The organism is Streptomyces sp. NPDC020983 (assembly GCF_044333485.1).
GTDB lineage: Bacteria > Actinomycetota > Actinomycetes > Streptomycetales > Streptomycetaceae > Actinacidiphila.
This window is the reverse complement of sequence record NZ_JBIRRA010000010.1, coordinates 61,620-86,287: the sequence shown is the minus strand read 5'-3', so window position 1 is coordinate 86,287 and position 24,668 is coordinate 61,620. Positions and strand designations below refer to the sequence as shown.

At 74.4% G+C, this 24,668-nt stretch carries 13 protein-coding genes and 1 pseudogene; 7 read left to right on the top strand and 7 right to left on the bottom strand.

Annotation, left to right across the window (positions count from 1 at the left end; all coding sequences use genetic code 11):
* Positions 1-170: 170 nt before the first annotated feature.
* Complete coding sequence (locus tag ACH4SE_RS23060) at positions 171-1,952, bottom strand: FG-GAP repeat domain-containing protein (protein ID WP_398545318.1); 1,782 nt, start codon at positions 1,950-1,952, stop codon at positions 171-173.
* Positions 1,953-2,274: 322 nt separating this feature from the next.
* Between ACH4SE_RS23060 and ACH4SE_RS23055 the strand changes: the two genes are divergently transcribed.
* Complete coding sequence (locus ACH4SE_RS23055; protein WP_398545317.1) at positions 2,275-3,660, top strand: histidine-type phosphatase; 1,386 nt, start codon at positions 2,275-2,277, stop codon at positions 3,658-3,660.
* A gap of 63 nt (positions 3,661-3,723) precedes the next feature.
* Here ACH4SE_RS23055 and ACH4SE_RS23050 read toward each other — a convergent pair whose 3' ends face one another.
* Entirely contained in the window at positions 3,724-4,965 is a 1,242-nt protein-coding gene (locus ACH4SE_RS23050) for a hypothetical protein (protein WP_398545316.1), read from the bottom strand.
* A gap of 87 nt (positions 4,966-5,052) precedes the next feature.
* A complete protein-coding gene (locus ACH4SE_RS23045) occupies positions 5,053-5,823 on the bottom strand; it encodes an MBL fold metallo-hydrolase (protein WP_398545315.1) in 771 nt (256 codons plus the stop codon).
* 97 nt (positions 5,824-5,920) lie between these two features.
* Here ACH4SE_RS23045 and ACH4SE_RS23040 point away from each other — a divergent pair, with 97 nt between their 5' ends.
* The 4 genes from ACH4SE_RS23040 (at position 5,921) to ACH4SE_RS23025 (ending at position 9,757) form a co-directional block, all read left to right on the top strand.
* Positions 5,921-7,540, top strand: a complete 1,620-nt coding sequence (locus ACH4SE_RS23040; RefSeq protein WP_398545314.1) for a CocE/NonD family hydrolase — start codon at positions 5,921-5,923, stop codon at positions 7,538-7,540.
* Between the two features lie 9 nt (positions 7,541-7,549).
* Positions 7,550-8,098 (top strand): GNAT family N-acetyltransferase, encoded by a 549-nt coding sequence (locus tag ACH4SE_RS23035; RefSeq protein ID WP_398545313.1) that lies wholly within the window; start codon positions 7,550-7,552, stop codon positions 8,096-8,098.
* A gap of 77 nt (positions 8,099-8,175) precedes the next feature.
* Positions 8,176-8,940: a GNAT family N-acetyltransferase gene (locus ACH4SE_RS23030; RefSeq protein ID WP_398545312.1), complete on the top strand. Its 765-nt coding sequence runs from the start codon at positions 8,176-8,178 to the stop codon at positions 8,938-8,940.
* Between the two features lie 172 nt (positions 8,941-9,112).
* The gene (locus ACH4SE_RS23025) at positions 9,113-9,757 is read left to right on the top strand and encodes an SAM-dependent methyltransferase (protein ID WP_398545311.1); all 645 of its coding nucleotides are present in this window, start codon (positions 9,113-9,115) and stop codon (positions 9,755-9,757) included.
* Positions 9,758-9,767: 10 nt separating this feature from the next.
* Here the strand turns inward: ACH4SE_RS23025 and ACH4SE_RS23020 are convergent, their stop codons facing one another.
* Entirely contained in the window at positions 9,768-10,544 is a 777-nt protein-coding gene (locus ACH4SE_RS23020; protein WP_398545310.1) for a hypothetical protein, read from the bottom strand.
* Positions 10,545-10,659: 115 nt separating this feature from the next.
* Here ACH4SE_RS23020 and ACH4SE_RS23015 point away from each other — a divergent pair, with 115 nt between their 5' ends.
* Both ACH4SE_RS23015 and ACH4SE_RS23010 read left to right on the top strand, forming a co-directional pair.
* Positions 10,660-12,255, top strand: a complete 1,596-nt coding sequence (locus ACH4SE_RS23015) for an MFS transporter (protein WP_398545309.1) — start codon at positions 10,660-10,662, stop codon at positions 12,253-12,255.
* Between the two features lie 131 nt (positions 12,256-12,386).
* On the top strand, positions 12,387-12,956 hold the full coding sequence (locus ACH4SE_RS23010) for a TetR/AcrR family transcriptional regulator (protein WP_398545308.1): 570 nt from the start codon (positions 12,387-12,389) through the stop codon (positions 12,954-12,956).
* A 42-nt stretch (positions 12,957-12,998) separates the two neighbouring features.
* On the opposite strand, the gene ACH4SE_RS23005 is transcribed toward ACH4SE_RS23010, so the two are convergent.
* From ACH4SE_RS23005 to ACH4SE_RS22995, 3 genes and pseudogenes are all read right to left on the bottom strand, one after another.
* Positions 12,999-14,132, bottom strand: a complete 1,134-nt coding sequence (locus ACH4SE_RS23005) for an alpha/beta fold hydrolase (RefSeq protein ID WP_398545307.1) — start codon at positions 14,130-14,132, stop codon at positions 12,999-13,001.
* Positions 14,129-16,507, bottom strand: a complete 2,379-nt coding sequence (locus ACH4SE_RS23000) for a thioester reductase domain-containing protein (RefSeq protein WP_398545306.1) — start codon at positions 16,505-16,507, stop codon at positions 14,129-14,131. The genes ACH4SE_RS23005 and ACH4SE_RS23000 overlap by 4 nt, the downstream gene beginning before the upstream one ends.
* A pseudogene (locus ACH4SE_RS22995) lies at positions 16,500-24,662 on the bottom strand (HAD-IIIC family phosphatase); the annotation flags it as partial. The pseudogene ACH4SE_RS22995 and the gene ACH4SE_RS23000, both read right to left, overlap by 8 nt.
* Positions 24,663-24,668 lie beyond the last annotated feature (6 nt).

Genomic DNA, 24,668 nt, shown 5'->3' with positions numbered 1-24,668 from the left:
CCGGGCCAGGGGCGCTAACACCCTCACCCCCGTGGCCAACCGCCTTACGACGGCGGTCTGACCCGCGCCCGGCCCGCCGGGGGCCCCCCCCTTTCCGGGGGGGGCCCCCCGGCCGCGGCCGGGCGGTGACCCGCAGCGCACGCGCGCGGGTCACCGCCCGGCAACACCGGCTACTGCAGCCAGGTGTAGGCGTACCAGCCGCTGTTGCCGATCTTCACCCTGGCCCTGAAGGTGGCGGAGGCGCTGGGGCTGCCGGTGGCGCCGAAGAGGTAGAGCTCCCCGGCGGTGCTGACGCCGACGATGTCCGCCTTGCCGTCGCTGTCGAGGTCGCCGGGGGCGGCGAGCTTGGTGTAGGCGTTCCAGCCGGTGCTGATCGCCACCCGGGCCTGGAAGGGGGCGGAGGCGGTGCCCGTGCCCCGGTACAGGTAGAGGGTGCCGCCGCTGTCGCGGGCGGCGATGTCCGCGATGCCGTCGCCGGTGAGGTCGCCGTTGCCGGTGATCTGGTTGTACGCGCCCCAGCCGCTGCCGACCTTCACGCGGGCGCCGAACGTGCTGTCGCCCTTGCCCGGGTACAGCCACAGCACGCCGCTGCTGTCGCGGGCGAGCAGGTCGCTGCGCCCGTCGCCGCTCAGGTCGCCGGGGCCGAGTACCAGGTTGTAGTCGCCGAAGCCGGTGGCCAGCGCGTTGGCGCCGCCGGCGACGGTGTCGTCGTACAGCGTGCCGTTGTAGACCTCCATCAGCGCCACTTCGCCCTTGTCGGTGAGGGAGGCGGAACTGACGATCCTGGCGCCCTGCAGTCCGCTGCCGATCAGGGAGCGTGCGCTCAGCGTGCTGTCGCCGTTCGGCAGGTAGACGTACAGGTCGCCCGCGGACGTCATGGCCAGGAGGCTCGCCTTGTCCCAGGAGGGGTTGCCGCCCATGCCGGCCACGCGGACGTGGTCGGTCTCGTACCCCTGGGGCAGGTCCGTGCCGGTGGTGTCCTGACGGGCGGTGAGCTGGGTGAGCCCCGAGCCGCCGGGGTCGCCCTCGTAGGAGTAGACCTCGTCGGACGGGGTGCGGGCCAGGATGCCGCCGTGCGCGCCCGGGTGGGCGCCCGGGAAGCCGATGAGCTGGGTGTACGCGTTCCAGCCCTTGCCGATCTGGACCCGGGCGGCCATCGGCGTCGCGGCGTTGCCGTCGATCTCGTAGTACCAGAGGTCGCCGGCGAGGTCGCGGGCGACGAGCGAGCCGTGCCCGGAACCGGTGATGTCGCCGGCACCGACCATCTGGTCGTAGATGCCGAAGCCGTGGCCTATCTGGACGCGGGCGGTGAACGGGTCGGCCACGTTCCCGGTGCCCCGGTAGAAGTACAGGTCACCGGTGGGCGTGCGCGCGACCAGGTCGCCCAGGCCGTCCCCCGTGACGTCGCCGACGGCGACGACCTTGTTGTACGCCTGCCAGCCGGTGCCCGTCCACAGCGGGGTGCCCTGCGGGAAGGACGTGTGGTCCCAGAGCGACAGCCGGCCCGACGCGGTGAGCGACAGCGCCTCGGGGCCGGCGGCGGAGGAGATCTCCTCACCCGGCGTGAGGATGTCGAGGTATTCGGTGTCGCCGTTCCTCTCCACCGTGAGGCCGAAGCTGCGCCACTCCGAGACCGTCCCGGTCGACCAGCGCATGAGCAGGTCCGCGTAGCCGTCGCCGTTGACGTCGTAGAGCGGTGCGTCGGGACCGGACGCCGGGGCGGCCGCGGCCGTGCCGGGGAGCTTCCCGGCGGTGCGCGGCGCGGCGGCCGCGGACGGCTGCGCGGCTTCCATGCGCGGGACGGCGATGCCGCGGTGCGGTGCTCCGGCGTCGGCCTGAGCGGTGGCGGCCGGGCCGAGGACGAGCACGCTCGCGGCCAGGGCGGTGAAGGTGCTGATCACCGGCAGGCGGCCGCGGCGGCCGGTGGGCGGGCGCGTCGAGGTGATGGACAAGAAGGAACCCCCCATGAGTTCGGCCACCGCCGTGGGCGGTGGCGAGTTGCCGGGCGGCGTACGGGGGCGACCGCGGCAGACCGGGCCGGGCCCGATGCCGCTCATACGTCCGGCTCGAACCTCGTGAGTCTAACGAGTGTCACAGGCCAAGATCCTTCGTTTCGCCGTTCGGCGTTGCCCACGACCCCTGACCTGCGGGGAGTGTTCACGTGTGGATCACCTGGGTGACGTCGTGCGGTGGGCGGAGGTTCGGCCGCGGTTGTGAGGGTGCGGGCGTCGCGCCCACCGGGCGACGCTCCCATGCCCTCCCAAGGACCTGACCATGAAGCCCAGAGTCGTCTGCGGCGCCGCCCTGGCCGTGGCGGTGGTGATCGCCGCGGTCGCCCTGCCCGGCGCCACCGCCTCGGCGCAGGACAGCCCCGCCACCCCGCACTACTACACGACCAAGACGCCGTACGCCCCGCAGGAGGAACTCGGCGCCTACCAGTCCGCGCCGCGGGGCTTCACGCCGGTCTTCACCGAGAACGTCGCCCGGCACGGCTCGCGCGCCATGACGGACAGCGATGACGGCGACGCCGTGCTCGCGGTGCTGGGCAGGGCACAGGCGGCCGGTCAGCTGACCCCGCTCGGCGCCCGGCTGGCCCCGCAGGTGCAGGCGCTTCTCGCGGGCGCGTCCGCCATCGGCTACGGCAACCTCTCGGGCCGCGGGGCGCAGGAGCAGCGGCAGACCGCGGCGCGGCTGGAGAAGCGGCTGCCGTCGCTGTTCTCCGCCATCAAGGCCGGGCAGGAGCCGATCGAGGTCGAGACGTCCGGCGTCGCGCGCGCGGTGGCGAGCGCCGGCGCCTTCACCTCGGGCCTGACCGCCGGCGACCCGGGGCTGGCCCCGCTGGTCCAGGCGCCGGTCACGGACAAGGACCTGCTGTACTTCCACAAGCAGCCGCAGAACGCCGGCTACCAGGCGTACGTGGCCGGCGACCCGGACCTGGCCGCCGTGATCGCGACGATCGACGGCGGCCCGGACACGGCGAGGTCCGCCGATCACGTCGTGTCCCGCCTGGTCACCGCCCGGTTCGCCGGGTCGATGTCCGGTGACGACCGGATCGCCTTCGCCCGCTCGCTGTTCGAGCTCTACAGCGCCGCACCCGACCTGCGCGCCGAGGCGCCGGGGGTCGACCTCGACGTCTTCCTCCCGGCGAAGGACGCGCGGTGGTTCGCCTACCTCGACGACGCGGAGGAGTTCTACGAGAAGGGGCCCGCCTTCAGCGGCCGCACCATCACCTACGCCATGGCGGACGTCCTGCTGGACGACCTGTTCGCGCAGGCCGAGGCCAAGGCCGACGGCACCAGCGACAAGGGCGCCGTGCTGCGCTTCACCCACGCAGAGGAGATCGAGCCGCTCGCCGTGCTGTTGCAGCTGCCCGGCAGCACGCAGGCCGCGGACGCCGACCCGGCCCACCCGTACACGTACCGGAACAACACCTGGCGCGGTGCGGACGTCGCCCCGATGGCGGCGAACGTGCAGTGGGACCTCTACGCGGGAACTCCCGCCGGCGGCAAGGGCCACCAGGGCCGCGGGGGCACGGAGTACCTGGTGCGGATGCTCTACAACGAGAAGGAGACCGCCTTCAAGCCCTCCTGCGAGCCGGTCGCCAAGGGCAGTTACTTCTACGACCTGGACGAGTTGAAGCGCTGCTACGGCCAGGGCTGACGGCCTCCGGCCCGGCGCGCACCGCGAGCGCGGCGCCGGGGCCGGCGCCGGGGCGACGACGCTCTACTCGCCGCGCTCCTCGCCGCGCTCCTCGAACCACCGCCGCGCGTCCGGGTTCAGCCGGGCGCGCGGTCCGGGTTTCGGGTCGTGGTAGGCGGCGTAGGCCTCCGCGAACCACTCGTCCGGCGTGGAGAACTGGTAGTTGGACACGGCGTGCTGCTCCCGCTCGGCCCGCAGGTAGCTGACCCACTGGCCGTAGTGGTCCACGTGGTAGGTCCGGCCGGCGATCGTGAGGGTGTCGGCGCCGCCGTCGTTCAGTGTCCACGGCTGGGCGAGGGCGAGCCGGCCGAACCGCACCACGCGGGCGAGCCGGTCGTGGAAGTCCTGCTCCTGGCCGGGGAAGGTGTCGGCGATGTCCGTCAGCCGCTCCGGGCTGCTACGGGCGGTCTCCGGGTCCAGTGCGATCGCCACCGCGTCGCGCAGGCGCAGGCGGAAGCGGTCCCGGACGTCCAGCCGGTCGCCGAGTCCGGCCTCGGTCAGGATCGCGACCGCCACCGGCGCCGCGTCGTCGTAGGCCTCCCAGCCCCCGAACCGGGCCTCGCCCTTGAGCCGCACCGCCCAGCCGGCCTGCCGGTCCACGGAGTGGCCGATCTCGTGCCGCAGCGTCCACTTCACGAGGTTGCCGTTGGCCAGCACGTCCGACGTGCCGCCCATGACCTCGCGGCGCTCGCCGCCGAGGCCCAGGGCCCGGTCCTCGTCCTCGCTGATCCCGTCGTAGCCGGCCATCGCGCCCTTGTCCATCAGGGAGCGCTGCCAGCCGACACCGCGGTTCAGCTCCGTGTAGAGCCAGGAGGGCATGCCGAAGGGGCTGACCATGGTGATGCTCCGGTCGTCGGCGTCGTAGAGGCTGGCCGCGCCCGTCGTGTCGGCTCCGGCGGGCTGGATGGCCTGGAGTTCCGGGTTGTCCCGGACGTCCCGGGCCGGGAGGCTGCCGAGTACGCCGTCGATCCGGTTGAGCATGGAGTGGCTGAAGTGGTCGTCCGGCCGGTTTGCGGGCGGCCCGATGCGGACGCCGTACGTGAGGCTGAGCGCCGCCTCGCGCTGCGCGGCGCCCCGGTTCAGCAGCAGCCCGCCGATGCCGTGCCCGCCGGCGCCGCGCATCATCTGGACCACCACGGCGTTCCCCGCGCCGCGCTGCAGCGCCACGGGTGCGCTCTCGCGCCGCCCCGCCCGCCCGCGCGCGGCCGCCCCGGCGCCGTCCTGTTCCACTTCCCGCCGTCCGTGCATCGCCCTCCCGTCGCGCATCCCCCGAGCTTGCCGCTCCCCGGGCCCCCGGGGGAAGGGACGCGAGGGCAGACCGTCCGGCATCCGGGGGCAGCGGCCACTGCCGGCTCAGCCGACGGTGAAGGACCCACCCGGGGCCGCGTAGGCGACGGGGCCCGCGAAACGGGCGGCGGCGCGGGTGACCGCGGCCTGCGGGGTGAGGGTGTGGCCGACGTGGGTGACGAGCAGGCGGGCGGCGCCCGCGGCGGTGGCGGTCGCGGCGGCGTCCTCCGGGGTGTGGTGGACCTGCTCCTCGCCGGTGGGCGGGCGCGTGCTCTCCGCCTCGCACAGCAACGTGTCGCAGCCGGAGGCGAGTTGGACGAGGGCGGGGCAGGGGGCGGTGTCCCCGGAGTAGGCGAGCGCGCTGCCGCCGGCTTCGATCCGTACGCCGAAGGCCGGGACGCCGTGTCTCACCGCGCGGCTGGTCAGGGTGAGTCCGCCGACCTCCGCACGGTGGCCGTCCGCCAACTCGTGGACGGCGAAGGCGGATTCGACGGGGCTGCGGGCCGGGCCGTTGGTCAGGAAGCCGGCGAGCCGGTCGGCGGTGCCGGGCGGGGCGAAGAGCGGGACGGGCGCGGCGAGCCGGATGTCGGCGTGGAGCAGCGCGTAGTAGGCGGTGAGCAGGTCGGCGCTGTGGTCGGCGTGCAGGTGCGAGATCCAGACGGCGTCCAGATCCTCCAGCCTCGTGTGGCGCTGGAGCTGGGCCAGCGTGCCGCTGCCCGCGTCCATCCACACGCGGGCGCCGCCACCAGTCACGAGGTAGCCGGAGCAGGGGTTGTCCACGCTCGCGTAGGGCGTCGCGGATCCCAGGACGGTGAGCTGGAGGTGGTCGTCGGCCATCGGGCGAGTGTACGGGTGGGCGGGAATCCCGCCGTGGGGTGCGGTGTTGCCGCGTTCACGACCGGGGCCGGGGAGAGGACGGAGCAGGGTGCTGCACTTGACGATCGAGGTTCCCACGCGGGAGGGCGCGTTCCTGCGCGGGATGCGGTGGTCGCCCGAGGGGGCGGGCCGGGCGCCGGTGGTGCTCGTCCTCACGCCCTACGGCGCCGACGCGTACCACCCCGACGGCACCGCCTTCGCCGCCGCGGGCTTCCACTTCGTGAGCCTCGACGTACGCGGCCGCGGCGACTCGGACGGCACCTTCCGCCCCTTCGTCCACGACGGCGCGGACGGCCACGACGCGGTGCGCCGGCTCGCCGCGCAGGAGTGGTCCAGCGGGGACGTGCTCCTGTACGGCGGCTCGTACAGCGGCTTCGCGCAGTGGGCGGTGGCCGCGACCCGCCCGCCGGGGCTGCGGGCGATCGCGCCGGTCGCCTCGGTCTTCCCGGGCGTGGACTTCCCGATGGCGCACGGCATCCCGAAATCCTTCGCCGCACGGTGGCTGACGCTCGTCGACGGCCGCCGGATGAACAACGGCCCCTTCGCGGACGACGCCCTCTGGGCGGAAGCGGGCGAGCGGCTGATCGCCACCGGGCGGCCCTTCCGCGATCTGGACCTCGTGGCGGTCGGCAGGCGACTGCCCGCCTTCCAGGAGTGGCTCGACCACCCCACCCTCGACGCGTACTGGGACGCGCTCGTGCCCACGCCCGAGCAGTACGCGGGCATCAGCGTGCCCGTCCTGACGATCACCGGGCAGTACGACGACGACCAGCTCGGCGCGCTCACCCACCACGACCGGCACGTACGGGCGGTGCCCGGCGCCCGCCACGACGTGGTGATCGGCCCGTGGGACCACGCCGCCACCCGCTCCGGCGGCCGCCGCTTCGGCGGCCTCACCTTCGCCGAGGCCTCCTCGATCGACCTGCGGGAGCTGCACATCGGCTGGTACCGCTGGGTGCTGGGGCTCGGCGAGCGGCCCGCGTTCCTCGCGGACCGGGTGACGTACTTCCACGTCGGCGAGGACCGCTGGCGCGCGGCGCCGGACCTGCCCGGCGGTACGGGCCTGCGCCTCCACCCTGTGGCGGACCACGGCCTCACCCCGGAGGCCCCCACGGAGCACCGGCGGCTGACCCTCCTGCTCGACCCCGCGACCGCCGGGGCGCCCGAACGGGCCCAGCCGCCCGCGCACCGCGTCTTCACCGACGACCGCCCCTTCGCGCTTCCCGCGGGCCCGGGCACCGCCGTCCACGTCACCGCGCCCTTCACCTCACCGGTGGACGTGACCGGCCGCCCCGCCGCGAGCCTCACGCTCTCCAGCGCACTCCCCGACTTCGACCTCCTGGCAGGCATTCACGTCCTCCCCGCGGAGGGCTCCCCCCGCCTGCTGGCCGAAGCGGCCCTCCGCGCCCGCCACCACGCCGGCACCCCCTGGCCCGCGGACCACCCCGTACGGGTCGAGCTGCGCGACTTCCCGTTCGTCTCCCAGCGCCTGGAGCCCGGCGACCGTCTGGCCCTCGTCCTGCGCGCCCCGCACCGCCGCTGGCAACCCAACTTCCAGTCCGGCGCCCCCGTCTCGGCCGAGACCCTCGCGGACGCGACCGCGGGCGAGGTCCACATACTCCAGGGCCCGTCCCACACGTCGTACCTCACCCTGCCGGCCGCCGGCGGCATGCCCTAGCGTTGGATCATGCTCACGACACCGCCGCGGGTGGAACTCACCCCGCTCACCCTCGCCGACCAGGACGAATTCTGCACGCTCGTGGCGGCCAGCACCGAGCTGTACGGGCCGTACATGCAACTGCCCAGGACCGCGCGGGCCTTCGAGACCTGGATGCACCGCTTCGACGACGGCACCAACCGCGGCTTCCTCGTCCGCGTCCGCGAGACGGGCGTGGCCGCGGGCACCGTCAACATCAACTCGATCATCCGCGGGCGCTACCAGGGCGCGTCCCTCGGCTACGCGGCCTTCGGCCCCTCGGCGGGCCGCGGCTACATGACCGAGGGCCTGGCCCTCGTCCTGGAGCACGCCTTCACCGAACTGCGCCTGCACCGCCTGGAGGCGAACATCCAGCCCGCCAACAAGCCGTCGCTGGCGCTGGTCCAGCGCCTGGGCTTCCGCTTCGAGGGCATCTCCCCCGACTACCTCTACATCAACGGCGCCTGGCGCGACCACGAACGCTGGGCGATCACCGCCCCCGCCCCCTGGACCCCGGACGCGTCACTCCCGGCGGTCTGAGCGCGGACACGGCGCCGGGCCTCCCGCCTGTGGTCCCGGCCACGGCGGGGGCGGGAACGACCTGGTAGGACGGGGACATGGAAGAATTTGTATGTTACACGGATATTTCCCGGGCCGCCCCCGGACAGGCGCACCTGCTCTGGGCCGCCCAGGCACCGGCCACCGGCGGCCTCGGCCCGGGCGTACGGGCGTGGCGCCACGGCACGGCCGTCGCGGTGGCCAGCCCCGGTCTCTCCCGGCGCGACCGCCTGGCCGTCGCGGGAGGCGAGGCGGACGCGGCCCTTCTGGCCCGGCACGCCCTGGAGGAGGCCGGCCCTTCCTACCGGCTCTTCGGAGAGGCCGCCCTGGTCGAGTCGCTCACGGGCCGGGTGCCCGGCCTCGAGCCGGTCCACACGTACTTCTGGATGGACACGGCGGCCCCACCCCGCGGCGGCACCGCGGACGTGCGGTGGCTGGAGGCCCACGAGGAGAAGGAGGCAGCCGTCCTGTTCGACCGCTTCTTCCCCGACTCCTCCGCCCAGCCGGGCTTCGAGGGGGTCCACCGCTGGGCCGGCACCTCCGGGGAGGCGCCCGGCGACGCCGGCCCGCCGCCGCTGGCGGTCGCAGCCGACGCCTGGTCGGCGCCCGGATGCGGATTCATGGCCGGGGTCGTGACCCATCCCGCCGCCCGCGGACGCGGCCTGGCGACGTCCGTGTGCGCCTTCGTCCTGGACGGACTCATCCGGCGCCACGGCCGTGCGGCCCTCATGGTGCGCGGCCACAACGCGCCGGCCGTCACCACCTACGAACGCCTCGGCATGGCCAAGCGCCTGTTCGGATCGGCCCACCTCGTGTCCCGGTGACGGCCGGGACCCGCTTCCTCCCGTCGCCGGCCCGGTGGCCCGCGCGCGGCTGTGGGAGTCCCGCCGGGCCCCCGTCCCCGCCGCGGTGCGGCCCGGCCGGCGGGGCCCTCACGGCCGGCGGCCGCGGAAAATGGGGCGCGGCCCGGCTCGCGCGCTCCCTACAGTGCCGCCCATGGACTGGCACGCATGGCACGAGAACTACACCCGCACCGGCAGCACCTACCCCCTGCGGCTGGCGGCCGTGCAGGCCCGTATCCGCGAGGAGCTGGACCGGATGCCGCCCGGTCCGCTGAGCATCGTGAGCCTGTGCGGCGGGCAGGGCCACGACGTCGTCGGGGCCCTCGCCGGGCACCCGCGGGCCGCGGACACCCGGGTGCGGCTCGTCGAGCTGGACCCGCGCAACGTGGAGGCCGCCCGTGAGGCGGTGCGGGCCGCGGGGCTGGAGCACTTCGAGGCGATCGTCGGGGACGCCGCCGACACCGCGCACCACGCCGGTGCCGTACCGGCCGACATCGCCCTGGTCTGCGGGCTGTTCGGCAACATCTCGCACGGCGACATCGAGCGCACCGTCGACCACTGCACCGAGCTGGTACGCCAAGGCGGCACGGTCATCTGGACCCGGCACCGCGAGGACCCCGACGCCTTCCCCCTCATCTGCGCGTGGTTCGAGCAGCGCGGTTTCACCCGGCAGTGGGTGTCGGAGCCCGACGCGGGCTACGGCGTGGGCGTCCACCGCTCCACCACGGCGGCCCGCCCGCTGACACCGGGTGTGCGGCTCTTCACCTTCGTCGGCTACGACGTCCTGCGGGCGGGCTGACGCGGGCTCGTCAGGCGTTCCGGACGGAGAGGGAGCCGGAGGTCACGGCCAGGGACACCCGGTGCCCGGCGGCGGGGTTGCGGGGGACGGCGATCCGGACGTCGGCGGAGGTCTCGTCCGTCGTCACGGCGTAGCCGCCCTCCGTCCTCGGCAGGCGGACGGCGACGGAGGCGGAGGTCGCGTGCACCCCGAGATCGGCGGGCGCGGCGGTGAAGCCGAGGTCGGCGCTGCCCGACACCACCGTCACGTCGGCGTGCGCGGGGTGCAGGCGCCGGGTGGTGAGGCGGATCGAGGCGGCGTCGAGAGCGAGGTCGCCGCCGAGGCCGTCGAGGGTGGCCTCGCCCGACGTCTGGCGCAGCCGCAGGCCGGTGTGCGCGGGGAGTACGAGGGTCAGGTCGCCCGCGCAGGGCTGCGGGTGGCCGTGGCCGTCCGGGCAGGTGAGGGTCAGGACGTCGTCGCCGGACGTACTGCCGCGCAGGGCGGCCGGGTGGCCGTCGGGGCGGTGGAAGTCGCCGGTGACGGCGTGGGCGCCGGGGTCGGCGGTCACCCGGACGGTGCCCGAGACCCCGTCGAGCACGACGGTGTCGGCGTGCGCCGCCCGGAAGCCGGGGAAGGCACGGAGGGCGTGCCCGGAGGGGCCGTCGTCGCCGTCGCCGTTCAGGGTCACGGCGAGGACGACGCCGAGCACGGCGGCCGCCGCCACGGCGACGAGGGCGACGCGGCGCCCGCGGCGCGGGGGGATACGCGGTGGGTCCGCCGGTCGCGGCGGCACGCGGGCTGTGTCCATGACCGGCATCTTCCCCCGCCGCGCCGTCGCACGCCCACCGGATGGTGGCCGACGTTTTGCCGGGACTTTGCGATACGGGACGGGTCCGTATCGTAAAGCGACCTACGCTGGTCGTATGGCCGTCAACGCAACTCCCGGCGTCCCGGAGGCGGTTCACCGCCGCCGCTGGGCGATCCTCACCGTTCTCCTGTTCAGCCTGCTCGTCGTCGTGCTGGACAACTCGATCCTCAACGTGGCGATGAAGACCATCGCCCAGCCCCGGCCCACCGGCCTCGGCGCCAAGCAGAGCCAGCTCGAATGGGCCATCAACTCCTACACGCTGGTCTTCGCCGGGCTGCTGTTCACCGCGGGGCTGCTGGGCGACCGCATCGGGCGCAAGAAGGTGCTGCTCTTCGGCATGCTCGTCTTCGGGGCCGGGTCGGCGCTGTCGGCCACCGCCGGGTCCGCGGGTGAACTCATCGCCTACCGCGGGGTGATGGGCTTCGGCGGCGCCTTCATCATGCCCGCCACCCTCGCCATCATCATGAACGTCTTCGAGCGCGAGGAGCAGCCCAAGGCCATCGGCATATGGGCCGGTGTCGTGGGCCTGGCCATCGCGATAGGGCCGATCACCGGCGGCCTGCTGCTCCAGCACTTCTGGTGGGGCTCGGTCTTCCTGGTCAACGTGCCGATCGTCATCGCCGGGCTCGTCGCGATGTTCCTGCTCGTCCCGGATTCCAAGGACCCGCGGCCCGGCCGGCTCGACCCGGTCGGCGTCGTCCTCTCCATGGCCGGCCTCGTCCTGCTCATCTACGGCATCATCAAGGGCGGCCAGCTCGGCGACTTCACCGACCCCGAGGTGTGGCTCACCTCGCTCGGCGGCCTCGTCGTCCTCGTCGGCTTCGTCCTCTACGAGCGCCGTGTCGAGCACCCGGCCCTGGACGTCTCGTACTTCACCAAGCGGCAGTTCTCCGCGTCCGTGGCCGCCATCGGGCTCATCTTCTTCGCCCTCATGGGCGTGACCTTCTTCGTCGTCTTCTACACCCAGTCCGTCCGCGGCTACAGCGCCCTCCAGTCCGGCCTGCTGCTGCTCCCGCTCGCGGCCGCGCAGATGGTCTTCGCGCCCCGCGCCCGGCTGCTGGTCGACAAGTTCGGCCCGCGGGCCGTCTGCGCGGTCGGCATGGCCGTCACCGGCCTCGCCTTCATCGGCTTCCTGCTGCTCGACGCGGACAGCCCGATCTGGGTGCTCGAAGTGCTGTTCTTCGCGATGGGTACGGCGATGGCGCACGTGATGCCGCCCGCCACCGTCATGATCATGTCCTCGCTGCCGCGCGAGAAGGCGGGCTCCGGCTCCGCGGTCAACAACGTCTTCCGGCAGGTCGGCGGCGCGCTCGGGGTCGCCGTCCTCGGCTCGCTCATGTCCACCGTCTACCGGAACGGCATCGACAGCCACCTCGCGGGCCTGCCGCCCGCGCAGCGGCACGCCGCCGGCGAGTCCGTCGAGGCGACGCTCGGCGCCGCCGACCACATGGGCGCGAAGGGGGCCGGGCTCGTCCGGCCCGCCCACGACGCCTTCATCCACGCCATGCACGTCACCGCGGTGGCCTCCGGCCTCGTCGCCCTCTTCGGCGCACTCGTCGTCGTGGTGTTCCTGCCCGCGAAGCCGCCCGCCGCCCCCGCGGCGGCCGGCGGCGGGGCGGAGGAGCCGGCGAAGGCCGGGGCCGGACGGTGAGCGAGGGCGCGGGCCCAGGCCCCGCCGCCGCCCGGGCCACGCACCCCGCGGACGCGGCAGGCGCCGCGGGTCCGTGCGGCGGCGGTGCCGGTACGCGCACCGCGCCGCGCGGGCGGCCGCGGGACGCGGCGGTGGGGCGGAAGGTCGTCGAGACCGTGCTGCGGCTCATCGGCGACGGGGCCACCTTCGGCGACCTCTCCATCGAGGGCATCGCCCGCGAGGCGGGCGTCGGGAAGACCACGGTCTACCGGCGGTGGCCCGGCAAGGACGCGCTGCTCCTCGACGTCCTCGCCGAGATCGACGTCCCCGCCCACCGCGACACCCGCCCGCTGGGCTTCCGCGGCGCGAGCTTCCGCGACGACCTGTACGTGGCCGTCGAGGCCATGCGGCGGCGCGCGCTCGCCAAGCGCGACTCGGCGATGCTGCGGAACATGCTCGGGCAGATGCAGAACAACCCCGTGCTGTGGCGCAAGTACCACGACACGGTGATCGCCAAGCGGCGGGCGGCGCTGCGCCGCGTGCTGGAGCACGGCATCGCCGTCGGGGCGGTCAGGCCCGAGCTGGGCGAGGACCTGGACCTGCTCGTCGACTTCGTCGCCGGGACGATGATGACCCGCGGCGCCTTCCGGCAGGGCGCCGCGCTCGACGCGGACCTGTCCGAGCGGGTGGTCGACCTGATCCTGCACGGCATCGCCCCCTGAGCCCCGCAGGCGCCGCCCGGTGGCACCGGGCGGCGCCGGGGCTCACCGGACCGCGGCGCCGGGACGGGTGGCCGGGGTGCGGCCGGCGGGCGGCCGGTGCTCGTCGAGGAAGTCCACGATGTGCCCGAACACGTCGAGGGCGGCGCTGCGGCCGATGAACGTGTCGAGGTGGCCGTAGCCGGGGACCTCCACGTAGCGGACGTCCAGCTGGGGGTGCCTGCTGGTGAGGATCTCGTGGCACACCTTGTTGGAGTCGTACCAGAAGCGGTTGTCGTCCCCGGAGAGCAGCATCAGCGGGGCCTCGATGCGGCCGGCGTCGTCCAGCGCGTTCTTCGGCAGCACCGCGTAGCGGTCGTCGCTGTCGTTGTGGCGCATCATGGTGTGCGCCAGCTCCACGCTGCGCAGGTGCGGCAGGACCCACATCGGCACGGTGCCGTACAGGTCGGCCAGCCGGTCGTGGGTGCGCGGGTCGAGGTTGTCGTGCACGAACAGCGAGCCGCCGACCCCCCAGGAGTCGTTGTGCAGGATCTGGCAGTTGGGGTCCTTGCACTCGGCGCCGAGCGAGACCTCGGCGAACAGCAGGGCGTACTTGGAGCGCAGCCCCACCTTCCTGATGTCCGTCGGGATGTGGGCGAAGCGCGAGCGCAGGAGCTCACCGCCGAAGTGCAGGCGCGCCCGCGTCTTCCAGGACATCTTCGGGGTGAGGAAGACGCCCTGGGCGACCACGCCGGCCAGGCCCGGTACCAGGCCCGCGGCCATGCTCAGCGACAGGCACAGCGCGCCGATGCAGTGCGCGACGACCAGCAGGGGGCGGCCGTCGGTGTGCTGCCGGACCAGGGAGACGGCCTCGGGGATGTCGTAGAGCGCGACGTCGTCGAAGGTGTAGCGGGTGCGGCCCTCGTTGTAGGGGAGCCGGCAGCTGCCGCGCCAGTCCAGCAGCCAGGGCTCGTACCCGGCGTCCAGCAGCACCTCGACGAGGTTGCGGGTCTCCGGCAGCACGAACATGTCGGCCGAGGCGGTCAGGCCGTGCAGGACGAGCACCGCCGGACGTTCGGCGGTGTCACCGGCGGTGTCGGCGACGACCCGGGTCAGCCCCAGGCGGGTGCCGTCGGAGGCGGTGAACGGGATGTCCTCGACCCGCGCGGACAGGGCGTGGTGCAGGGGCCTCGGCGTCATCGGATCTGCTCCTTCTCGATCATCAGCTTCCGCAGCTTGCGCCGCAGCTTGTCGCGGTCCCGGTCGATGGCGTCCCGCCGCAGGTCCAGCAGTTCGGCGGCGGCGCGCATCGACGGTTCCGCCAGCCCCATGCCGACCTGGAGGAAGAACCACGACAGCCAGGTGAGCTTGGCCAGCCGCTGCTCCTGGGAGGACAGCCGCGGGTCGACGCGGATGCCGTCGATCTGGTCGGGTACGTAGCTCTTCCCGGGCACCTGCACGACACCGGCGAAGCTCGCGGGCTCGCCCTCGCGCCCGATGGTGATCTCCACCGTGCGCGTCTGCTTCCAGAAGTCGTGCCGGGCGCGGGCGGTCTTCCAGCCCTCCAGCCACCAGCGGCCGCCGTCCTCGTCCTGGAGGGTCAGCCGGTAGCGCAGCAGCGGGTGGTCGTTGCCGTGCCGGTGCGGGATGCCCTCGTCGGGGCGGACCAGGATCTCGCCCTCCAGCACGGTCAGCGGCCGGGGGTGCAGCCGCGCGCAGGCGACCTCGCCCCGTACGTCGATCCTGCGGTGCCGCACCACCTGGTACATGCTGGCGACGGACAGCGTGAAGGCGGTCCGGCACGCGGTGTCGGGCTCCTGGCCGACCGGTCCGACGCGGCCCCGGGTCCGCTCCCGGAAGGACAGGTAGGGCGGGTCCTCGCGGCTGGGCAGCCGGGCCACGCCGTCCTCGGCCATCCGCTCGAAGGCCTTCAGCTGGGCCTCGGAGCCGTAGCGTTCGGGCAGCGGCAGCCGGTGCCGGGCCAGGAACTCCTCGGTGCGGTCCATACCGGCCGCCGGGCCGAACATCAGGGCCTCGAAGAGCTTGACGGCGGTGGGGCTGCTCAGGATCCGTACGAGGAAGTCCAGTTCGGGGACCGGCTCCTTCTCGTGCCGGCGCATCAGGTCCTCGCGCCATTCCCGCCAGCCGGTCGGGCGGACGTTCATCCCGGCCAGCTTCATGTCCTTGACGAGTTCCGGCAGGGTCTCGGCGCGGCCTGTCAGGTTGTAGTTGCGGCCCCACGCCTGCGGGTCGAAGACGATCGCGGCGGCGACCCTGCTGATCCAGTCGACCGGCGCCAGGTTCATGTAGCGGAAGGCCGGGACGGTGCGGAACCGCGAGATGGCGCCGATCAGGCCGGTGCTCAGGTCCCGCGGGTTGTACACCCCGGTACGGGTGTGGCCGCCGATGGCGCCCGGCCGCATGAACGTGGCGGTCAGCCCGTGCTCCCGGGCCCGCCGCAGCACCGCCTCGGCGGCCCACTTGGACTTGTCGTAGCCCGCGAACAGCCGGTCGACGTGCGCCACCGGGTCGTCCTCGCCCATGGTGGCGATGCCGACCTCGTTGAAGACGGCCACCGAGGAGATGTGGTGCAGCGGCTTGGGCCGTACCGCCATCGCCAGCTCGGCCAGGTTCAGCGGGCCGACGACGTTGGTCTGCCGCAGGGAGGGGTAGCCGCGCAGGAAGTCCACGGCGGCGGCCACGTTGACGATCGAGTCGACCTCGTGGGCCAGCCGGTCCCAGCGCTCCTGGGACAGGCCGAGCCGGGGCCGGCGCAGATCCGCGGCGAGCGCCCGGACGCGGCGCCGGACCTCGGCGGACCACGGCTGGCCGAAGCTCACCAGTGCCTCGCCCAGCCGCCGTTCGGCGGACGCGTCGTCCTCGGCCCGGACCAGGCACACCACGTCGGCGTCGCCCCGCCGCAGGAGGTCCAGCAGCAGGTGGCTGCCGAGGAAGCCGGTGGCGCCCGTGAGCAGGATCAGCCGCGGCGCGATCCGCTCGGCCTGGCGGCTGAAGGGCAGCCGGTCGGCGAGGGCGAGGTCGGCGAGGATCATCTCCAGGTCCTCGCTGCCGGCTCCCGCGCCCGGTGACGTGTCCGGGCCCTCGGGCAGGACCGCCGCCCGCACGGCGGGCAGGGTGTCCGCGGCGCCCGTCCCGTCCGTCTCCGGCGCAGGGCCCGGGGCGTGCCTGCGGGCCAGGCGCGCGGGCCGGGCGTCGGCGAAGACGTCGTCCAGGCTCATCCTGACGTCCAGCTCGCGCGCCATCAGGGAGACGAGTTCGACCGCGTCCACGGAGGACAGGCCGGCGTCGAACAGGTCCGTGTCGACGTCGGCGGTGTCGCCGGGCAGGAAACGGGCGGCCAGGCCCGCGATGGAGGCCGCGAGCTGGTCGGCGCCGCCCGGCCGGGCGCCGCCGGGGGCCTGCCGCGGTGCGGGCGGCGCCGCGGCCTTGCGGAAGCGGGCCAGCAGATCGGCCGCCTGCGTGCGGCGCGTCCCGCCCCGTTCCAGCGCCTCGGCCTCCGCCTCCCGCTGGGTGTCGCTGCTCTCGCGGCTCGCGCCGCCGTCCGCCTCATGCATTGCCGACCTCCGCTGCCGATTCCGATCCGAGGCCCCAGGAACGGAACTCCCGGAGTTGCGCCGGTGCCATCTCCGTCTCCAGCCGCTGCGCCTCGACCTCGCCGCCGCCCAGGCGGGAGACCAGGCGCCGGGCCGGGATGTTGCGCGGTGTGTGCTCGGCGACCAGGCGCACCGCCGTGCAGCCCAGCGCCTCGGCCCGGTCGGCCAGCCAGGCCAGCAGCCGGTCCTCCACACCCCGGCCCAGCACGCGGCAGCTCATCATCCAGGCGGTCACCTCCAGCACCTCGCCGTCCCTGCGGAGGGCGAGCACGCCGATCTGCCCGTAGGCGCCGAACCGGTCGCGCGCGGTGGCCGTCCACACCTCGCCGTCCCGCAGGAGCCGTTCCAGCCCGGCGTCGTCCAGCGGCTGCGGCCGGAGGTTGAACTGGTTGGTGCGGCGGCTGAGCTGGACGGTGCGTTCGGCCGTCTCGGCGGACACCGGCTCGATGTCCAGCTCCAGCCGCAGGTTCTCCAGGAACTCCGCGAAGCCCAGCTCCGCCCGGGCGGCGTCGCGTACCCGCTCCTGCTGGTAGAACTCGGCGCGGGCGGCGTCCTCGGTGGTCGCCGCGCGGGGCACCATCGGCCACAGCCGGGTGACGAAGCCGGCGAGCCGGTCGGCGGGCGGGCAGGTGAGGCAGAGCACCCCGGGGAGCTGGGCGCGCACGGCGGCGATCTCCACCGGGTTGTCGTCCAGGAAGAGGAAGCTGTCCACGCCCAGGTTGAGCTGGTCGGCGATCCGCGCGATCCGGGTCCACTTGGGCTCCCATGCGGCGGAGACCGCCGCGAAGTGCTCGCGGCGCAGGAGGCTGTCGGGCCGGTCGAGGACGGCGTGCACGGTCTCCTCGTCGTTGTTCGAGACGAGCGCGAGCAGCACCCCGGCGGCGCGCCACTGGAGCAGCCGCCGCGCGAGCAGTTCCCGGGGGCCGGTCAGGTCGACGTTCTCCGGGCCGGCCTCGCCCGCGACGCCGCTCCACAGCGTCTCGTCGCCGTCGACCACGATGACCTTCGGCGCCCTGCGGCGCACCTGCGCCAGCACGTCGGCCAGGCGCAGCGCGACGACGGCCTGGAACTCCTCCTGGAAGGGCAGATGGGCCATCTCGTCGGTGTGCTCGTCGAAGATCTGGTCGAGCCCGCCGTCGGGGTACTCGTCCGCCCAGCACCCGGACGGCAGCACGGCGACACCCGGCTGCTCGGCGAGCCGGCGCGTCACCTGCTCCTCCCAGTCGCGCAGCCGCCCGTCGGGCGCCCGCTCGGGGAGGAACGCCACCACGACCGGGGTGCGGGTGCGCTCGGCCAGGGCACGCAGCGCGTCCGGGTACTCCGTGGCCAGCTGGGCGGGCAGGTCGTCGTCGCCGGGGGCGAAGCGGACGAGGTCGCCGGGGCGGAGCAGGACCAGCGCGGCGGCGGTGCCCGGTGCGGCCAGGACGCTGCCCGGGTCGTGCAGGCTCGCGAGGACCTGGTGGTAGGGGGCCTCGGCGACCTCGAAGGCGCCGCCGACGGCGTCCTCCAGCGCGACGCCGACCAGGGCGGGGAGGTTGCCGAGGGCGAAGGTGGCCGCGACCGCGACCCGGGCAGGGGGCCCGGCGGCGGGGCCGTCCTCCCGCGCCGGCGCCTCCTGCACGGCTGCGGGCGCCGGCAGGGACGCGGGGGCGGCGGGGTCGTCGGCGATCTCCGCGGCGACGGCCAGAACGCCCTCGGCGAGGGCGGCGCACGCTTCCTCGTCGAGGATGTCGGTGTTGTACTCCAGCACCATCGTGTCCAGGCCCGGCATCACCGTGATCATCAGGTCCAGGTCGGAGTAGCCGGTGCCGGCCGGCAGGACGGACAGCGCCCCGGCCGCCCCGGCCTGCGGCGGCATGTAGTTGAAGTACACCTCGACCAGGGGGGCGTTCCTGCGGTACAGCCCCTCCTCGACCAGGGCCGGCATGGCGTCGAAGAAGCTGATGCCCCGTTCCAGCAGGCGGCTCAGCCCCTGGTCGGTGCGCCGCAGCACGTCGGCGCCGGTGTCGCCTGCCGCGAGCCGGGCGGCGAACGGGATGGGCAGGCCGAAGTAGCCGATCGCGTCCAGCGCGCCCACGTGCATGCGGGTGTCCACGGGTACCGCCAGCACGAAGCGGTCGCGGCGGCGCAGCCGGGCCAGGTGCACGGTGAGCGCGCCGAGCCAGAAGGCGGCGGGTGTCACGCTCAGGCGGGTGGCGGCGTCCGCGACCCGCCGGGCCAGTTCGGGCGGCAGCTCCGTCAGGTGCGTCGCGGACCGGAAGCTCCGCTCGGCGGGGCGGGGCCGGGCCAGTTCCAGGTCGAGCCGGTGGGCGCCCGCGAAGTCCGCCCGCGCGTCGGCCGCGGCCTGCTGCCCCGCGGCCGGGGAGTCGGCCGCGGACGGCTGGGAGCGCAGCAGCAGCTCGACGTCGCGGTTGGTCACGGTCGCGGGCGGTGCCTGACCGGCGAGCTCGGCGTCGAGTTCGTGCGCGACGAGCATCAGCGACGCCAGGTCGGAGACGGCGTGGTGCGCCCCGAACACGAGCACCTGGTCGCCCGCCGGGCCGGCGACCAGCTCGAACCGCCACAGCGGGGGGCGGGTGATGTCGAACGGCGGCTCCATCAGCGCGCACAGCCGCTCGGCCGGGTCGACGGCGCCGGCCGTCTCCGACCACCGCAGCAGGTCGCCGGCCGCGGCCCGGTGCACCTCCAGCCGCCGGCCGCCGTCGTCGTCCGGGACGACGGCGGTGCGCAGCGCCGCGTGCCGCCCGGCCAGCCGGTCGAGCGCCCCGGCCAGCAGTTCGCGTGTGGTCGGCTCGGCGAGGCGTACGGCCAGTCCGACGTGATGGGTCGCGCCGGGGGTGTCGCTCCGCTCGGTCCGCAGCAGCCGCACGACGTCCCGCGTGGCGGGGTAGTGCTCGATCTCCGCGACGGCGGTGGCCGGTCCGGCGCCGTCGCCGGGGGCGGAGCTGCCGCCGGCGGCGCCGTCCGCTGCGGCGAGGACGGCGTCGGCGACGCTCTCGACGGTGGCCGCGTTGAACATCGTCGCGATCGGCAGGCTCCGGCCGAAGTCGGTCTCGACGAGGCTGCGGATCTGCATCGCCATCACCGAGTCCAGGCCCTGCCCCACCAGTGGTGCGGAGACGTCGAGTTCGTCGGTCCCGAAGCCCATCGTGGCGGCGAACCGGTAGCGCAGGCGGGCGACGACCTCCTCGCGTGAGGCCGGTACCGCCGGTCCACCGGCGCGTGCGGCCGGACGGCGGGCGGCGCGCAGGCGCGGCGGGTACAGCCCGGTCAGGAGCGGCGGCAGCATGCCAGGGTCGGTCGCGCGCAGGACGGGCTGGTTGAGCGCCGCGGCCACCAGCACGGCCTGGTCGGCTCCCTCCGCCGCGGGGTCGGCGGCCAGTGCCGCGTCCAGCAGGGCGAGTCCCTGCTCGGTGCCGAGCGCGGCGATCCCGCCGCGGTTGATCCGTTCGATGTCCGCCTCGGCGAGGTGCCCGGTCATCCCGGTGGCCTCGGACCACAGGCCCCAGGCCAGGGAGAGCGCGGCGGCGCCGGTGCGCCGGCGGTCCTGCGCCAGTGCGTCGAGGAAGGCGTTGGCGGCCGCGTAGCCGGCCTGCCCGGCCGCGCCGAGGACCCCGGCGGCGGAGGAGAAGACGACGAAGGCGGACAGCGGCGCACCGGCCGTCAGCTCGTGCAGGTTCCAGGCGGCGTCCACCTTGGGCCGCAGCACGGCGTCCAGGGCGTCGGCGTCGATGGAGTCGACGATGCCGTCGCGCAGCACTCCGGCGGAGTGGATGACGGCGGTCAGCGGACGGTCCTCCGGTATCGCGCGCAGCACCTGCTCCAGCCGGCCGCGGTCGGCCGCGTCACAGGCCAGGACCGTCACCTCCGCACCGGCCGCGGCGAGTTCCTCGCGCAGGGCGGGCACTCCCTCGGCGTCGGGCCCGCGCCGGGACAGCAGCAGCAGGTGGCGGACACCGAGCCGGGCGGCGTGGCGGGCCGCCTGCGCGCCGATCCCGCTCGTTCCCCCGGTGATCAGCACGGTTCCGGTGCCGAGGGCGTCGAGCGGCGTGCGGGACGGCCGCGGGGACCGGCGGCGCAGCAGCGGGACGTGGGCACGGCCCGCCCGGAGCGCCAGTTCGGGGGCGCCGGAGCGCGCGGCGGCCAGCAGCGCGTCCTCGCCGGTGCCGCCGGTGTCCTCCGCGCCCTCGGTGTCGATCAGGACGATCCGGCCCGGGTTCTCCGCGCGGGCCGCGCGTACCAGGCCCCACACGGCGGCGTGGGCGAGGTCCACCGGTACGCCGTCCCGCTCCGCTCCGGTCAGCACGGCCCGGCTGGTCACGACGGCCAGCCGGGCGCCGGCGGGCCGCGGCTGCGCCAGCCACTCCCGCAGCCCGCCGAGCGTCTCCCGGAGGACGCGGCGGACGCGCTCCGGGGGGCTGCCCGCGTCCGCGCCGGGCCCGGGGACCTGCAGCAGCACCGGCTCGGGTGCCTGCGGACCGTCCCCGGCGTCCGCGGGCGGCAGGTCGGCCGCGGTCCACTCCAGGGAGAGCAGCGTCCGTTCACCGCTCTCCGGCACGGCGAGGTCCGCGGCCGTCACGGAACGGACGAGCAGGTCGTCGATGCGTACGACCGGCGCTCCGGCGGCGTCCGTGGCCTCCACCGTGTAGGTGTCGGGCCCGGTCGCGGTGACGCGGACCCGGATACCGCCCGAGCCGCGGCCGTGCAGGGTGACGGCGCCGAAGGAGAAGGGCAGCGGCGTCCGGCCGTCCGCGCGGCCGGCGGCGTCCGCGGCGGCCGCCTGGAGCGCGGTGTCGAGCAGCGCGGGGTGCACGCCGAACGCGGTCGCCTCCTCGGCCTGCCGCCCGGGGAGGGCGGCCTGGGCGAGAACGGCGCCGTCCGAGCGCCACAGGTCGGACAGCCCCTGGAAGGCGGGGCCGTACTCCAGTCCGGCCGCGGCCAGGGCCTCGTAGTGCGCGTCCACGTCGAGCGGACGCGCCCCGGCGGGCGGCCAGTCGGCGCCGAGCAGCCTCCCGGTGTCCTCGGACAGCGCGGTGGACCGCTCGACGACGAACCCGCCGGCGTGCTGGGTCCACTCCCCCGTGCCGTGGCGCCGGGAGTGGATCTCCACCGTCCGTCCCGTGCCGTCCGGGGGGCCCACCTGCACCTGGAGATCGACGTCCCCGCGTTCGGGCAGGGACAGCGGCGCGTTCAGGGTCAGGTCGCGCAGACCGGGGCAGCCCGCCAGTTCACCGGCGTGCAGGGCGAGTTCGACGAAGGCGGTGCCGGGCAGGATGACGGTGCCGTGGACGGCGTGGTCGGCCAGCCACGGGTGGGTGGCCCGGGAGACCCGGCCGGTCAGGACGACCTCGCCCGTGCCCGCGAGGTCCACGGCGGCACTGAGCAGGGGATGACGCACGGGGTCGAGCCCGTTGGAGCGGACGTCGGTGCCCGTGACGGGCGCCTGCCAGTAGCGCCGACGCTGGAAGGGGTACGTCGGCAGGTCGACGAGGTGTCCGCCGGAGAGCCACGACGACCAGTCGACGTCCACACCGGCCGTGAACAACTCGGCCGCATTGCGCAGGAGCTGGTCGCGGCCGCCCTCGTCCCGCCGCAGGGTGCCGACCGCGGTGAGACCGGTGATCCCGGCCCCCGTGGCGCCCTGGGCGACCGCGCCGAGGAGGACGGGGTGCGGGCTGACCTCCACGAACGCACGATGCCCACCCGCCAGAAGAGCCGACAGGGCCTTGTCGAAACGCACCGGCCGACGCAGGTTCTCGAACCAGTACCCCGCATCCATCACCGCGGTGTCGATCACCTCACCGGTCACCGTCGACACCAGCGGAACATCCGAACTGCGAGGCTCGATCCCGCCCAGGACATCGAGGAGTTCGGCACGCAACTCCTCGACCTGCGGCGAGTGCGAGGCATAGTCCACCGCGATCCGCCGCGCCTGCACCCCCTCCCGCTCACACCGCTCCACAAAAACATCCAGCTCATCCACCACCCCCGACACCACCACCTGTTCGGGCCCGTTGACCACCCCCACCGCAAGCCCACCGGTCAACCACTCCCCCACCCGCTCCGCAGGAGCAAGAACCGACACCATCCCCCCACGACCGGCCAGCACCCCGATCGCCCGCGACCGCAACACCACCACCCGCGCCGCATCCTCCAACGACAACCCACCCGCCACACACACAGCCGCGATCTCACCCTGCGAATGACCCACCACCGCAGCAGGCCGCACCCCCAACGAACCCCACACCGCCGCCAACGACACCATCACCGCGAACAACACCGGCTGCACCACATCCACCCGATCCAGCCCCACACCCTCCCCCCGCACCACATCCAGCAACGACCACCCCGTCAACCCGTCCATGACCGCCGCACACTCACCCAACCGCGCAGCAAACACCCCCGACGACTCCAACAACTCACGAGCCATCCCCACCCACTGCGACCCCTGACCCGGAAACACCCACACCAACCCACCCACACCCACCCCACCCACCACAACACCCGCACAGTCCTCACCAGCAGCCAAAGCCGCCAGCCCCGAGCACAGCGCCCCACCATCCGCACCCAGCACAACAGCCCGGTGATCCAGCAGAGCCCGCCCCGACGCCAGCGTCAGCCCCACATCCCGCAACCCCAGCCCCGGAGCATCATCAAGACGCGCCAAAAGCCGCGCCGCCTGCCGCCGCACACCCTCCACGGACCGCGCCGACAACACCCACGGCAGGAGAGCCCCGGTGGGTTCGTCCGCCGGCGTCTCCGGCCGGGGGGCGGGGGCCGCCTCCAGGATGACGTGGGCGTTGGTGCCGCTGTAGCCGAAGGAGGACACCGCGGAGCGACGCGGCCGGTCCACCTCGGGCCACGACCGGTTCTCGGTCAGCAACCGGACCTGACCCTGCTCCCAGTCCACATGGTGCGACGGCTCCTCCACGTGCAAGGTGCGCGGCAAAACCCCGTGCCGCATCGCCTCGACCATCTTGATGACACCCGCCACGCCCGCCGCGGCCTGGGTGTGACCGATGTTCGACTTCAGCGACCCCAGCCACAACGGGCGGTCCTCGGGCCGCTCCTGGCCGTACGTCGCCAGCAACGCCTGCGCCTCAATCGGGTCGCCCAGCGCCGTACCCGTACCGTGCGCCTCCACCACATCCACATCCGCAACACCGAGCCCCGCACCCGCCAGCGCGTCACGGATCACCCGCTGCTGCGACGGACCGTTCGGCGCCGTCAACCCGTTCGACGCACCGTCCTGGTTCACCGCCGAACCCCGCACCACCGCCAGCACCCGGTGACCGTTGCGCTCCGCGTCCGACAACCGCTCCACCACCAGCACACCGACACCCTCGGCCCACCCCGTACCGTCCGCGGCATCCGAGAACGCCTTGCACCGCCCGTCAGGCGCCAGCCCCCGCTGCCGCGAGAACTCCACGAACGTCACCGGGGACGACATCACCGTCACCCCGCCCGCCAGCGCCAGCGAGCACTCCCCGCTGCGCAGCGCCCGGGCCGCCATGTGCAGGGCGACCAGCGACGACGAGCAGGCCGTGTCCACCGTGACGGCGGGGCCCTGGAGGCCCAGGGTGTAGGCGACGCGGCCGGACACGAGGCTGCCGACGCTGCCGCCGCCCGGGTCGTAGTCGTGGTGGAAGGATCCGGCGAAGACCCCGGCGCGGGTGCCCTTGAGGGTCTGCGGGTTGATCCCGGCGTTCTCCAGCGCCTCCCAGGACGCCTCCAGCATGAGGCGCTGCTGCGGGTCCATGGACAGCGCCTCGCGGGGGGCTATCCCGAAGAACGCCGGGTCGAAGTCCGCCGCGTCGCGCAGGAAACCGCCGGAGCGGGTGTAGGTCGCGCCCGCTCGGCCCGGTTCCGGGTCGTAGAGCGCCTCGACGTCCCAGTCGCGGTCGTCGGGGAAGTCGCCGACGGCGTCCTCTCCCTTGACGACGAGGTCCCACAGCTGTTCCGGGGAGGACACGCCGCCGGGCAGCCGGCAGGCCATGCCGACGATCGCCACGGGCTCGTCACGGCGGCTCTCCAGCTCCTGCAACCGGCCGCGGGTGGCGTGCAGTTCCTCGGAGACCGCCTTGAGGTACTTCAGCAGCTCTTCTTCGGTGGCCATGAGCTC

What these genes read in the sequence shown, in the direction of transcription:
- ACH4SE_RS23055 (WP_398545317.1), top strand. Translation starts at nt 2,275, where the DNA reads ATGAAGCCCAGAGTCGTCTGCGGCGCCGCCCTGGCCGTGGCGGTGGTG.
- ACH4SE_RS23050 (WP_398545316.1), bottom strand. Translation starts at nt 4,965, where the DNA reads ATGCGCGACGGGAGGGCGATGCACGGACGGCGGGAAGTGGAACAGGAC.
- ACH4SE_RS23045 (WP_398545315.1), bottom strand. Translation starts at nt 5,823, where the DNA reads ATGGCCGACGACCACCTCCAGCTCACCGTCCTGGGATCCGCGACGCCC.
- ACH4SE_RS23035 (WP_398545313.1), top strand. Translation starts at nt 7,550, where the DNA reads ATGCTCACGACACCGCCGCGGGTGGAACTCACCCCGCTCACCCTCGCC.
- ACH4SE_RS23030 (WP_398545312.1), top strand. Translation starts at nt 8,176, where the DNA reads ATGGAAGAATTTGTATGTTACACGGATATTTCCCGGGCCGCCCCCGGA.
- ACH4SE_RS23025 (WP_398545311.1), top strand. Translation starts at nt 9,113, where the DNA reads ATGGACTGGCACGCATGGCACGAGAACTACACCCGCACCGGCAGCACC.
- ACH4SE_RS23020 (WP_398545310.1), bottom strand. Translation starts at nt 10,544, where the DNA reads ATGGACACAGCCCGCGTGCCGCCGCGACCGGCGGACCCACCGCGTATC.
- ACH4SE_RS23015 (WP_398545309.1), top strand. Translation starts at nt 10,660, where the DNA reads ATGGCCGTCAACGCAACTCCCGGCGTCCCGGAGGCGGTTCACCGCCGC.
- ACH4SE_RS23005 (WP_398545307.1), bottom strand. Translation starts at nt 14,132, where the DNA reads ATGACGCCGAGGCCCCTGCACCACGCCCTGTCCGCGCGGGTCGAGGAC.
- ACH4SE_RS23000 (WP_398545306.1), bottom strand. Translation starts at nt 16,507, where the DNA reads ATGCATGAGGCGGACGGCGGCGCGAGCCGCGAGAGCAGCGACACCCAG.